General features: G+C 63.4%; 9 protein-coding genes. 7 read left to right on the top strand and 2 right to left on the bottom strand.

The genetic code is table 11. The annotated features are described in order from the left end of the window. Positions 1 to 12 precede the first annotated feature (12 nt). On the bottom strand, positions 13 to 678 hold the full coding sequence (locus tag NHH88_23915; GenBank protein USX12710.1) for a TetR/AcrR family transcriptional regulator: 666 nt from the start codon (positions 676 to 678) through the stop codon (positions 13 to 15). A gap of 565 nt (positions 679 to 1,243) precedes the next feature. Here NHH88_23915 and NHH88_23920 point away from each other — a divergent pair. The 7 genes from NHH88_23920 (at position 1,244) to NHH88_23950 (ending at position 9,586) form a co-directional block, all read left to right on the top strand. Next, positions 1,244 to 1,750, top strand: coding sequence for a hypothetical protein (locus NHH88_23920; protein USX12711.1), 507 nt, complete (start codon positions 1,244 to 1,246; stop codon positions 1,748 to 1,750). Between the two features lie 34 nt (positions 1,751 to 1,784). Next, on the top strand, positions 1,785 to 2,768 hold the full coding sequence (locus tag NHH88_23925) for a type III secretion system effector protein (protein USX12712.1): 984 nt from the start codon (positions 1,785 to 1,787) through the stop codon (positions 2,766 to 2,768). 118 nt (positions 2,769 to 2,886) lie between these two features. Beyond that, positions 2,887 to 3,390: a hypothetical protein gene (locus NHH88_23930; GenBank protein ID USX12713.1), complete on the top strand. Its 504-nt coding sequence runs from the start codon at positions 2,887 to 2,889 to the stop codon at positions 3,388 to 3,390. 27 nt (positions 3,391 to 3,417) lie between these two features. Beyond that, on the top strand, positions 3,418 to 4,443 hold the full coding sequence (locus tag NHH88_23935) for a M91 family zinc metallopeptidase (GenBank protein USX12714.1): 1,026 nt from the start codon (positions 3,418 to 3,420) through the stop codon (positions 4,441 to 4,443). Between the two features lie 178 nt (positions 4,444 to 4,621). Next, entirely contained in the window at positions 4,622 to 6,760 is a 2,139-nt protein-coding gene (locus tag NHH88_23940) for a type I secretion system permease/ATPase (GenBank protein ID USX17412.1), read from the top strand. Further along, positions 6,757 to 8,121 carry an HlyD family type I secretion periplasmic adaptor subunit gene (locus NHH88_23945; protein USX12715.1) on the top strand — a complete coding sequence of 455 codons (1,365 nt, stop codon included), beginning with the start codon at positions 6,757 to 6,759 and terminating at the stop codon, positions 8,119 to 8,121. Before NHH88_23940 ends, NHH88_23945 begins: the two co-directional genes overlap by 4 nt. After that, on the top strand, positions 8,111 to 9,586 hold the full coding sequence (locus tag NHH88_23950) for a TolC family protein (GenBank protein USX12716.1): 1,476 nt from the start codon (positions 8,111 to 8,113) through the stop codon (positions 9,584 to 9,586). Before NHH88_23945 ends, NHH88_23950 begins: the two co-directional genes overlap by 11 nt. Before the next feature lie 13 nt (positions 9,587 to 9,599). Here NHH88_23950 and NHH88_23955 read toward each other — a convergent pair whose 3' ends face one another. Then, positions 9,600 to 13,268 carry an EAL domain-containing protein gene (locus NHH88_23955; GenBank protein USX12717.1) on the bottom strand — a complete coding sequence of 1,223 codons (3,669 nt, stop codon included), beginning with the start codon at positions 13,266 to 13,268 and terminating at the stop codon, positions 9,600 to 9,602. Position 13,269: the final 1 nt, after the last annotated feature.

Raw genomic sequence — 13,269 nt, forward strand, 5'->3', positions numbered from 1 at the left:
TGTCTCCGCGGCTCACTTGAGCTTCTTCAGATATTCTTCGGACAGTTTCTGGAACAGCAAACTGGTCTCATTGCGCAGATACGGCCCGATCTGCGACAGCACCTGGTAACAGCCGCGCGCCAGCGCGTCGGCCATCGATTGCTGCTCGCTGTACTTGCGCGGGTTGCGCACGTACTCGTACGACAGCCAGTACGTCGCCACCACCACCATGTTGGTGGCCATGGCGTCGATGGCGGCGTCGGACGCCTCCAGCGATTTTTCGCTGCGCAAGTCCTCGCACAGCTGCTTGGCGACCTTGATCTTGTGCGCCAGGATCTGCTTGAAGTGCAGCTCGAGCTTGCGGTTACGCGACAGCAAATCGTTGAGGTCGCGGTAGAAGAAGCGGTAGCGCCAGATCAGCTCGAACATCAGGTGCAGATACATCCAGACGTCGTCGATGTTCGAGCGGCGCCCGTTGGGCACGGTGAGGATGCGTTCGATCTCGGCCTCGAACTGGACGAAGATCGAGTTGACGATGTCGTCCTTATTGCGGAAATGGTAATACAGGTTCCCAGGGGAGATATTCATCTCCTCGGCGATCACCGTGGTGGTGATGTTGGGTTCGCCGAACTCGTTAAACAAGCGCAGGGACAGTTCCAGTATGCGTTCACGGGTGCGGCGGGGTGCTTTTTGTTGCATAGCGAGGATCTCTGTTTATTCTCATGCAAGCATAACACCTATGCACCCCAAGTGAGAACACCGCGACGGTTTAAACGTAAATGATGGCGGATGGTCGCAAGATAGGCGCCTGATCTTCGGTGAAAGGCGGCCTGCGGGCATGCAGCAACGCATTTCGCCCATGATCCCTTCTTCCATAGCCGCTGCCGCGCCCACCCGCAGTGGTAGCACGCGATGAAGCCCGCCATTCCTCGCCACAGCATCACAATTCCTCGATGATGCCTCGCTAGCGCCCCCTTCCATAGCCCCATATTATTCGGCTTGAATTAACCAATAATCTTTTTTTAATAATACCAATAAGTAGCAGACCTCATTGGTATTCCCACGTCACCTTATATCTCGCCGGCCCATTATGTACTAGCGTAACGCAATGTAACCACATGTAAATAAAAAACAATGTTGATACAATAGTAAACTGGACACCAATCGGGTCGCTGGTTAATATCGAATCGTTAGTAAAGACAGAGTCAGGCCTGAAGGTCAATTATTCATCAATGCTTTTTCGGTTATATTCGTAGAAAGAACTATGGCTATGAGATTATATATTTTTGCTTCAACAAGCATGGCCGCATGTCTGCTATTTAATATCGCCGCGATAGCGCAGACTTCACCGACGCCGCATATCGATTATGAAAAGATCAGCGGTGTCGAGATTATAGTCATGCCGAAAGATGTAGCGACGCGACAGAATCTGGATGAAACCTCAATCCGGAAAGTGGGATGCGTCTATCGGTCAAATGATAAGTTAGCGATTGCCGGCCTGACAAAATTAATAAGGGAATCGAAACTTCAGATAGGCACGGACAACGGGCAGGAGATCGTCCTGCGAAATTTCGTGCGTTTTTCTTCGCCCGAGGGCGGCACCAGCCTGCAGTTCGGCGAGCCGCAGAGCGGAAAGGTTCTATCCGGATCACTTAAGAGCAAAGATGGCAGCACGTCCGTCGCCATTGATGGCGAATTTATTCCCAATCTCCATAACTGGATTATCTCAAATCAGCTTCAGGTTCAATCCGGGCCTGTTGGATGTCATTAGCCTGGCCACTTTCAACTTTCATAGGAACTGATTTATGCCGACAGCAGACGATTTTACCTTGGCAAATGCACAAGCCGGTGATTACGCGAAGTTTGCGAGCGCACTCAACTATATCCAGGGGGTGTTTCAAAGCTCCGGTACCGTGGCTACAGTGCAGGGCTCCACGGTCCGAATCAATCATCAGGGAATTGATGCGTACGACGCCAGTACCGGCATCATCGATTGGGACCCGGACTCGGGTCTGGTTGTTAACAATGGCGGGACAAGCGGCGTGCAATCCCCCGCAGTCGGTCTTTATCATGAAATGGCGCACAAAGCCGATCCGAGATTTGACTGGGAGACGCCTGATCAGCGGGAGGCGGAGGCCACTTCGATGGAGACAACGGTGGCCCAGGCACTGGGTGAGCCGATTCGGGCCACCTACACAAGCACTAGCGGAACCGTGGTTGTCAGCAATCCGACGGAACATACCAGCAACGGTGTGTGGACACAAAAAAATGATGATGGCAGCGTGCAGTCCGGAGGCGCCTATCCCGGACCGGCTCCCGATCTGGACGACAGCGGTGGTGGCACGACCGATCCCGGCACGGGTGATGGAGATGGCGGCGACGATGGCACGGGCGGTGGCGGCGGGGATGATGGTGGCGGCGACGGCGGTGGTGACGGCGGTGGCGGTGGTGGCGGCGGCGGTGACGATGATCTTGGACCGATTGAGGAAGACCGGGTCGTTCAAACATCGCGGGTGGACAAAGTTAAACCGACCAGCAGCGATGCCGTCGCCGGCCACCCGCTGGCGGCGAACGTCAAGTCCGCCAATGTCTCGGTCTTGTCCACGCCGGTAGCCATGCAGACGGCCAGCCTGCGCGGCGCGAGCCAATTAATACAATCCATGGCCAGTTTCGGCGTCCAATCGGCCGCGCTGAACCAGGATCACGGCTTCGCCGGGACGGTTCATCCAGCCGAGATTGGCGTGTCCGGCGGCCGCCATCCGGCGCGCTTCGTCGCAGCACTGGTGTAGTGCCCTTCCGGGCGCGGACGGTTCCCGGCTGCTGGATACTATCGCACTCACACTTGGCAGCGATGAATTCCACTCCGGCGTGCCGGTGTAACCGTATCAACCGAACTACCGGATAAATATGAAAATATTATTGGCGATTTTGCTTTCAACGGCCTGCATATATTCGCCGTGCAAAGCTGGAGAGGATAGCTCGTCGGTCGAGAGCACCAGGCTTCCGGTAGCGGCGGATGTGACCTTCGTTGGCAACGGTTTGTCTTTTGGAACACAGATTACCGCTGCGATTCTACAGAAAATCGGTTGCACATACTCCATAAGCAACTCTGAAACATCATCGAAACTATTGAAATTGGTCGGTGCGGCACGTGATATATCGCAGGCCGAAGTCGATCCCAAACAAAAATTTGAAGTCAGAAACAGGATCGTTCTTCACTTCCAGAATACCGATGATATTTCTGTCGAATTTAGTCAAAAATTCCTCAACCAATCTTACCTGAAGGGCAACTGGAATTCAGAACCTGTACACCTGCGAAATGATCTCGTGGAGGAAGTTCACGCTGCCGTCAAAGAATCCGGGGCGGAGCAGCTGAACAAGGATGCGCCGAAGTCTTGCGGCATTTTCTAATTTTCATCAAAACTATCTGGAGAGGCCATGCCAATCACGGGTGTATTTAATTCCATTTCCAACGCCAGCAACGCGGACCTGCAAAAACTTCAAAGTGCATTGAGTTATGGGAGCCAGAATTCGCAAGGAACCCAGTTAATCAGCGATACCAGCGCCCAGCATGCCGACCTGGTTATCAACCATAACGGCATCAACCAAACCGTGCAAGACTCGGACGGGCATATGACCATCAGCTGGGATCCCGATACAGCGATCGCGGTGACCGACGCCAACGGCAACATCTCCAACTATGAATCGCCGGCTGCGAATTTGTTCCACGAGATGTCTCATGCAAACGATCCCTATCTGTGGCTTGATGTCCAAATAGCAGATCCTCAATACGATAATCTTGCGGACAAGACGGCCATCGAGAGAACCAATTCCATCGTCACCCCTCTTGGCGAGGAAGGACGCACGAATCATTCTGGAGGCTATGTCCAGGTGGACAATCCCACGGAACATACCGCCGGCGGCCAGTGGATTGAAATAGGATCGGACGGTCAAACCAAGTCTTCCACTCAGCCCGATGGTTTCGGCGATGATTGGAGCGGTTCCGGTAGCACGCCAGTTGATTCGGGCGGGGCGTCGGATGGTGGCGGGGATGGCGGCGGCGCAGATGGCGACGGCGGTGGCGAAGGCGGCAACGACGGTGGCGGCGGCGATGGCGGTGGCGGTGGCGGTGGCGGTGGCGGTGGCGGTGGCGGCGACGATGATCTCGGCCCCATCAATGAAGACAGCGTCAACCCGACAGCCCGCCTGGACACCGCCAAGCTGGACAAAGCCCACGCCGCGACCGGCAACGGGTTGACGACGACCGCCAACGCGTCGTCGCTGTCGACGCCTGCCGGCTTACAGGCACCGAGCCTGCGCCGCGCCAGCCAATTGATACAGTCCATGGCAAGCTTCGGCGCCCCCTCTGGCGCGCTCAACCAGGAACACGGCCTCGCCGGCGCGATCCACCCTGCCGAGATGGGTCTGGCCGCAGGACGCCATCCGGGCCGCATGGTGGCTTAACGGCCATGATTGCCGCATTGGCGGCGCGCGGGCGCATTGCGGCCCGCGCCTCGCGCCCCTTCCCGTTTAAGAACGCATGACTTCCACATTCACCGCCACACCCCCGGCCATCGGCGATCCGCGCCCGGCCAACGATGCGCCCGCCCCGGCCGACAGCGGCCTCGAAGCGCTGTTGACCATGGCGGCCCTGCATGGCGTCGCGGCCGATGCCGCCACCTTGTTGCATCAGTTCGGCGCCTGTGTCGACACCCAAGTCATCCTGCTGGCGGCGCGCAGCCTGGGCTTTAAGGCCGGGCTAGTACGGCAAGACGTGACGCGCCTGGACAAGGCTCCCCTGCCGGCGATCGCGCGCCATCGCGACGGACGGTTTTTCATCGTCGCGCGCTACCAGGCCGGCGCCGATCAGCACGCCGCCACCGTGTTGACGCAGCATGCCGGGTCGGCGCCGGCGGTCTGCTCCGTCGCCGAATTGCTGGCGCAATGGACCGGTGAACTCATTTTCCTCACCAGCAAAGCCAGTTACGCTGGCGCGATGGCCAAGTTCGACTTCAGCTGGTTTATTCCGGCTGTGATCAAGTACCGCCGGCTGCTCGGCGAAGTGCTGTTGATCTCGCTGGTGCTGCAGCTGATCGGTCTGGCCACGCCGTTGTTCTTCCAGGTCGTGATGGACAAGGTGCTGGTCAACCATGCCTTGCAGACGCTCAATGTCGTCGCGCTCGGACTGGTCTGCGCGGTGGTTTTCGAGGCCGTTCTGAACGGTATCCGGACCTATGTGTTTGCGATGACCAGCAGCAAAATCGACGTGGAGCTCGGCGCCCGGCTGTTCCAGCACTTGCTGGCCTTGCCGATCGCCTATTTCGAAGCGCGCCGCGTGGGCGACTCGGTGGCGCGGGTACGCGAACTGGAAAACATCCGCGCTTTCCTAACCAGCAATGCCATGTCCTTGCTGATGGATGTGCTGTTCTCGTTCGTGTTCCTCGGCGTGATGCTGCTCTATAGCCCGCTGTTGACCCTGGTCGTGGCCGCGTCCATTCCGGTCTACTTCATCTTGTCGCTGGTGTTTACGCCGATGTTGCGCGCACGCCTGGATGAGAAGTTCAACCGCAGCGCCGAGAACCAGTCCTTTCTGGTCGAAACCATCGGCGGCATCCAGACCGTCAAGGCGCTGGCGGTCGAGCCGCGCTGGCAACAAAAATGGGAGCAACAGCTGGCCGCCTACGTCAGCGCGGGGATGTCGGCCACCAGCATCGGCCTGCTCGCCGGCGGCGGCGTGACCCTCACCAGCAAGCTGGTCACGGCGGGCATCATGTGGCTGGGCGCCGGGCAGGTGCTCGACGGTCATCTGTCGGTGGGGGAGTTGGTGGCGTTCAACATGCTGGCCAGTCAATTGGCCTCGCCGGTGCTGAGGCTGGCGCAACTGTGGAACGATTTCCAGCAGGTCGGCATCTCGATGGCGCGTCTGGGCGATATCCTCAACACGCGCACCGAGAACGCCGCGCAGTCGGCGAGCATGCCGACGCTGGTCGGCGCCATCACGTTCGACCATGTCTCCTTCCGCTACCGGCCGGACACGCCCGACATCCTGCGCGGGCTCAACCTGGCCATCGCGCCGGGCGAGGTGATCGGCATCGTCGGGCGCTCGGGCTCGGGCAAAAGCACATTGACCAAGCTGGCCCAGCGCCTGTACCTGCCGGACCGCGGACGGGTGCTCATCGATGGCCATGACATCGCGATCGTCGACATCGCCGCGCTGCGCCACCAGATCGGCGTGGTGCTGCAGGAAAACGTGCTGTTCTCGCGCAGCATCCGTGACAACATCGCCGTCCACAACCCCGCCCTGCCGCTGGACAGCGTGATCGCCGCCGCAAAGCTCGCCGGCGCGCACGATTTCATCTGCGAGCTGCCCATGGGATACGACACCAGGATCGGCGAGCACGGCGCCGGCCTGTCGGGCGGTCAACGCCAGCGCATCGCCATCGCCCGCGCGCTGATCGGCAATCCACGCATCTTGATCTTCGACGAGGCCACCAGCGCGCTGGACTACGAGTCCGAACGCATCATCCAAGACAATATGAACGCCATTTGCCAGGGCCGCACCGTGCTCATCATCGCGCACCGCTTGTCCGCCGTGCGCCAGGCCGACCGCATCGTGGTGATGGAGCGCGGCGAGATCGCCGAACTCGGCAGCCACGAGGAATTGATGCAGAACGGCGGGATTTACCACCACCTGTTCCAACTGCAAACCAGCCATCCGGCCGCACTACGCGCGGCGGCGCCGGGCATGCCGGCGGCCGCCGCGTCCTGGCGCGCATCGTGATGGACCGGCACCGTCTCGGCGCCTGGCGCGCCTTGTGGCAGCGCTACATGGAAGTCTGGCGCGAAGCATGGCGCCAGCGCCCGCCCGTGAACGCCTACCTGCTGCGTGAACACGAGGCCGCTTATTTGCCGGCCGCGCTGTCGCTACAGGCCAGCCCCGTCTCGTCGACGGCGCGGCGCACCGCCGCCGTGCTGATCGCGCTCGTGACGCTGCTCCTTGCATGGTCGGTGTTCGGGCATGTCGACATCGTTGTCAACGCGGCCGGCAAGATCATTCCCAGCGACCGCATCAAATCGATCGCCGCGGTCGAAGTGGCCAGCGTCAAGGCGCTGCACGTGATCGAGGGGCAACGGGTCAAGGCCGGCCAGGTACTGGTCGAACTCGACACCAGCGCCAGCGACGCCGAGCGCGACAAGGCACAGGGCGACCATGACGTCGCGGCGCTGGAGGCGGCACGGGCGCAGGCGCTGATCGCCGCGCTGGCCGACGGCAAGCCACCGCGCCTGCCTTCGGCGGCAACGTTGCGCGCACGCGGCGCGGCGCTAGGCGACGCCGAATGGCAGGCCGAAAAACTGCATTTGGCCGGCCAATATCGCGACTACCTCGCGCGGCGCGGCCGGATCGACGCCACCATCGCGCACCTCGACGAGGCGCTGGGACTGGCCACGCGGCGCGCGGCCGATTATCAGGCGCTGCTGCAAGAGCACGATGTCGCCCGGCATGCCTGGCTGGAGAAGGAGCAGGCCAGGGTGGAGCTGGCCGGACAGTTGGCCGATGCGCGGCAACAGCGCACCGCCCTGTTGGAGGAGACGCGCCGCGTTGCCTACGACCAGTTGAGCGAAGGCGCCAAGCTGGCCGCCTCCAGCCGTCAGGACGCCTTGCGGTCGGCCGCGCACAGCAAGCTGCTGAGTCTGACGGCGCCGGTCGATGGTACGGTGCAGCAACTCGCAGTCCACACGGTCGGCGGCGTGGTGCCGGCGGCGCAGGCGCTGATGCAGATCGTGCCCGACGCCCAGGCGGTGGAGGTCGAGGCCGAACTGGAGAACCGCGACGTCGGCTTCGTGCGCGAAGGCCAACCGGCCGCCGTGAAAATCACCGCCTTCGACTACACGAAATATGGCACCGTGGCCGCCAGCGTGACCCACGTGGCGCACGACGCGGTGCAGAACGAGAAGAAGGAGCTGGTCTACACCGTCAAAGTGACCTTGAGCGACACGGCACTGGGCATCGACGGCAGGCGGGTGGCGCTGGCGCCGGGCATGGCCGTGGAGGTCGGCATCAAGACCGGCGAGCGGCGCTTGATCGAATATGTGCTGTCGCCATTGCTGCGCCACCAACACGAGGCGCTGCATGAACGCTAGTTGTGGCGGCCGACGGCAACTGGCGGCGCTGGCGCTGGCGCTGCCATGCCTGGCGTGGGCGGCCGGCATGGACTTTTCTCCGCTGGGCGCCGATCCGCTGGGCGCCGGCGTCGCCATGGCCCGTCCCAGCTTGTTGTTGCCCGGCGAGACATCGGCGCGCCCGTGCGGGACGGGCGTCGCGCCGGGCCAGCCGATCGGCGTGGTCGAGGCAGTCGACCTGGCGATGTGCAACAACCCCCAGTTGCGCGCGGCGTGGGCCATCGTCAAACAACAGGCCGGCGCGCTCGGGGAGGCCCGCGCGGCCTACCTGCCTACGCTGTCGGTCAATGTCAACCGCTTGCGCACGGACACCCATACCGCCGGCCAGGCCGACACCGTCACCGGCAACACCTTGTACGGCTCGCTGAACTGGCTGATCTACGACTTCGGCCAGCGTGCGGCCAACGAGCACGCCGCCGACAGTTTGCTGCAGGCGGCGCTGGCCAGCAACGACGCGGCGTTGCAGAAAAACCTGGCCGATACGATCCAGGCGTATTTCGACGTCCAAAGCGCGCGCGCCACCTGGCATGCCAGGCAGCTCGGCGCCACCACCGCGGCGGCCACGCTGGCGAGCGCCCAGCGGCGCGAATCGAACGGGGTGCTGGCGCGCAGCGACCGTCTGCAGGCGGCCACGGCGTTGGCGCGCGCCCAGCTCGACCAGAATCGCGCCGACGGCAACTACCGCAAGGCGACGGCGCTGCTGGTCTATGTCATGGGCCTGCCGCCGGGAAGCGATCTACCGCTGGTCGAAGACGACGAGGACGACGGCGAGCCGGCGTTGGCGATGCAATTGGACCGGCTGGAGCAATGGCTGCGTACCGCTCAGCAGGCACATCCGGCCATACGCGCGGCGCGGGCCGAATGGGCGGCCGCGCAGAGCCATACCGCCGCCATCCGCGCCGAGAACAAACCCAGCGTCGCGCTGTCGGGCAATGTGTATACGAACGGTTATCCGGGACAGGGCATTTCGGCCACCGCATCGCAAGTGCGCACCGTGGGCGTCACCATCAATATTCCGCTGTTCGACGGCTACGCCCACCGCTACAAGGTACAAGGCGCCGAGGCGCAGGCCGAGCAGAAAGAGCAGGCGCTGACGGACACCGAACATCGCATCCTGACGGAAGTGGTCAAGGTGCACGCCGACGCGACGGCGGCGCTGCGCAATTTACAGGCCTCGCAAACGCTGATGGAAGCGGCGCAGGAATCGATGCGCACCTACCAGCGCAAATACGAGCGCGGCGCCAGCGATATCGTCGAGATCCTGGCGGCGCAGACGGCGCTGGCCGACGCCCGCGAACAGCGCATTATCTGCGTGTCCGAATGGCGTTCCGCACGCCTGCGCCTGATGGCCGATAGCGGCGTGCTCGGACGGCGTTCGCTGCTGGACAGCACGCTGCACACGGCGACGCCGCGCCCACCATCATGACGCAACGCCATGGTCAAGCCGGGGCCTTGGCCGCGTCGGCGATGCGCAGCGGGCCGTGCGCGCGAGCGTGCAGGCGGAAGCCTTCGCGGATGTTTTCCCGCAGCACCGCGCCCTTCCACGGCTTGGTGTAGAAGCGGTCGATGGCGCCGTGGTTGATGGCGGCCATGATCGGCGTCAGGTCGGCGTAGGCCGACAGCATGATGCGGAAGGTGTCCGGGCACAGGTTCTTGACCCGCTCCATGAACTCGGTGCCGCTCATCAAGGGCATGCACTGGTCGCACAGGATCACCTGCACCCGGTGCTTGGCCAGGATGTCGAAGCCCTCGGCCGCCGTCTGCGCCGTCAGGATGCGGTAGCCGTCCTGCGACAGGAAGTCGGTCAGCACGTCGAGCATGAAGGCGTCGTCGTCGACGATGAGCAGGGTTTGCTGGTCGAGCACCGTCTCGTCGACCGGCGCCTGCAGGTGGCGCCCTTCGCGCATCATCAGCTCGAACTCCTGTTCCGGCAGCGGACGGCTGAAGAAGTAGCCCTGCAGCTCGTCGCAGCCGTGCCGGCGCAGGTAGGCCAGCTGCGCGTCCTTCTCCACGCCCTCGGCGATGACTTCGAGCTTGAGGCTGTGCGCCATGTTGATGATGGCCAGCACGATGGCGGCGTCGTCCGGGTTGCTGGTGACCTCGCGCACGAAGGCGATGTCGATCTTCAATTTGTCGATCGGGAAGCGTTTCAGGTACGCCAGTGACGAGTAGCCGGTGCCGAAGTCGTCGATCGAGATCTTGATGCCCAGCGCCTTCAGGTTCTGCAGCACGGTGATGGTCTCTTCCGCGTTCGACATCAGCGAGCTTTCGGTCAGCTCCAGCTCCAGCAGCTCGGGCGCGATGTCGTGCTCCCGGATGGCCTTGAGCACCTCTTCCTCAAGGCCGCCGACGAAGAACTGGATGCCCGAGACGTTGACCGACAGGTGCACGGCCCAGCCGTTGGCGCGGCGCCATTCGGCGATCTTGCGGCAGGCCTCGTGGATCACCCACGAGCCGACCCGCACGATCAGGCCGGTCTCTTCAAGGATCGGGATGAACAGCGCCGGCGATACCATGCCGTGGCCGGGCCGCTTCCAGCGGATCAGCACCTCGGCGCCGCTGATGCGTCCGGTGGAGATGTTGACCTTGGGCTGGAAGTACAGCACGAATTCCTCGTTGTCGATGGCGCGCCGCAGCGCGTTCTCCAGGTCCAGGCGCGCCAGCGACTGCGCGTTCATCTCGGCCGTGAAGAATCGGAAGGCGTCGCGCCCGGCCTCCTTGGCGCGGTACATGGCGGTGTCGGCGTACTGGATCAGCACGTCCGGATCGGTGCCGTCGTCGGGGAACACGGCGATGCCGATGCTGGCCGTGACGGTGACCTCGTGCCCCTTGAGGTCGAACGGGCGGCGCATCGACTCGCGGATCTTGTCGACCACGGCGATGGCGTTCTGCGCGCCCTCTGGCAGCATCAGGATGGCGGCGAACTCGTCGCCGCCGAAGCGGCCGATGGTGTCGCGCACGCGCAGGCAGTCGACCAGGCGGCTGGAGAACTGGCGCAGCAGTTCGTCGCCGATGGTGTGGCCCAGCGTGTCGTTGACGTTTTTAAACCGGTCGACGTCGAGGAACAGCACCGCCAGCGACCATTTGTGCTCGCCCGCCTGGCGCAGCGAGTGCGTCAGCGAATCGTAGAACTGGCTGCGGTTGGGCAGGCCGGTCAGGGTGTCGAAGTGCGCCAGCTTCAGCAGGCGCTGTTCGGCCTCCTTGCGTTCGGTGATGTCGCGCGCCACCGCCACCAGGATCCAGCTCGGGCCCGAGCGCAAGGTGCGGCGCTGCACCTCGACCGCCAGCGGCTTGCCGTCGCGGCATTGCAGCAGCAGCTCGGTCATGGCGCCGCTCTGGTCGCCCGACAGCAGTTTTTCGTACAGTTCCTCGAGCTTGCGCAGGTCGCCTTCGGCCGCCATGCCCGGGCCGATCTTGAGGAAGTCCTCGCGCTCGTAGCCGAGCATGCGGCAGGCGGTGGCGTTGACGTCGACGAAGCACATGCCGGCGCGGTCGACCAGGAAGATGGCGTCGGCGGTGGCGTCCATGGCCAGGCGGAAGCGGCGCAGGTCCTCGTCGAGGCGGATGCGGGCGTTCATGTCCAGGGTCAGCTGCGCATGGTGGCGCTTGATCTCGTCGTACAGCAGCAGGTTCTCGTAGGCCACCGAGATCTGCGCGGCCACGGTGGCGGCGACGCGCTCGTCGACCTCGGAGAAACCGTCGGCGCCGAGCTTGTCGACCAGGTAGAGCCAGCCGTGGGTGCGCTCGCGCGAGGCGATCGGCACGCCCAGGAAGGAGTGCACCGGCGGATGGCCGGCCGGCAGGCCGATGTTGGCCGGGTCGCCGTCGAGGTCGTTGATGCGGCATGGCATGCGCTGGTCCAGCAGGCCGCGCAGCACGCCGGCGCGCGGCGACTGGGCGATCTGGCGGATCGGCACGCCGGCGCCGCAGCTGGCGTAGTAACTGAGCTCGTTCGCGCCGGCCTCGAGCACGCCGATGCAGGCGTATTTGGACACGCAGATGTTCTGCGCCACGCGGCAGCCGATCTCGACGAGCGCGCGCGGGTCGCGCTCGGTGCCCAGCTCGATGCCCAGCTCGATCAGCGCGGTCAGGCGCAGGCTCACCGCCTGCAGGCTGGACAGGGAGCTCGACAGCCGCTGCGTCATCAGCGACAGGTGCTCGGGCGCGCCGTCGGCCGCCTCGGTGGCGCCATTGGCGAACTGCGAGATCAGCTGGCTGCTCGATTCGAGCTCGCCCAGGTACTCGGCCACCTTGTCGTCGATGTTATGGAAGCGCCCCTCCTGCGGCGGCTCCGGCGCGAAGGCCGGCAGGTCGCGCACGTCGTGGCCGTCGTCGTCGCCGACCACGGCCAGCCCCAGCGCCTCGTGCACGGTGCGCAGGATCACGTCCGGATCGGACGGCTTGGGCAGCACCCAGCGTACGCCGCACGACTGCGCCACGGCCATCGCCTCGCGCTCGCGGTAGGTGGCGGTGTAAAAGATCACCGGCACGTCGGCCGTCTCCGGATTGCCGTGCATGCGGGTGACGAACTCGTAGCCGTCCATATTGGGCATGAGGATGTCGGAGATGACCAGGTCGGGCCGCTCGGCCAAGACCATTTTGAGGCCCTCGGCGCCGTTGGACGCCTCCAGCAGGCGGTGGCCGCCGTAGCCCAGCAGGGTCATCAGGAACTCGCGGTTGAGCACGTGGTCGTCCACGATCAGGATCGTGGCGATGTCGTTTTTAGACGGGGTCGACATCTCCCCGTCCAAAAAAGACTCGATTTGCGTGACGAACGTGTCGGGCTCGATTGGCTTGCCGATGTAGCCGTCGAAGCCCGCCGCGAGCAGCCGTTCGCGGTCGCCCACCATCGCCAGCGCCGTCACGGCCAGGGTCGGAATGTGGCGCACCGTCTCGTCGCCCTTGAGCGCGGCAACCACGCCGTAGCCGTCGAGCTTGGGCAGGTGGACGTCGCAGATGATCAGGTCGGGCAGCTCGCGCAGCGCCGCCGCCACACCCGCCTCGCCATCGACGGCCGACAGCGGCGTGTAGCCGAACGCGCGCAGCAGGTAGACCATCAACTCCATGTTGGTGGCGTTGTCTTCAATAATCAGTATACGTGCTGACACC

It is taken from the genome of Oxalobacteraceae bacterium OTU3CAMAD1 (assembly GCA_024123915.1).
In the GTDB taxonomy this organism is placed as follows: domain Bacteria; phylum Pseudomonadota; class Gammaproteobacteria; order Burkholderiales; family Burkholderiaceae_D; genus Rugamonas.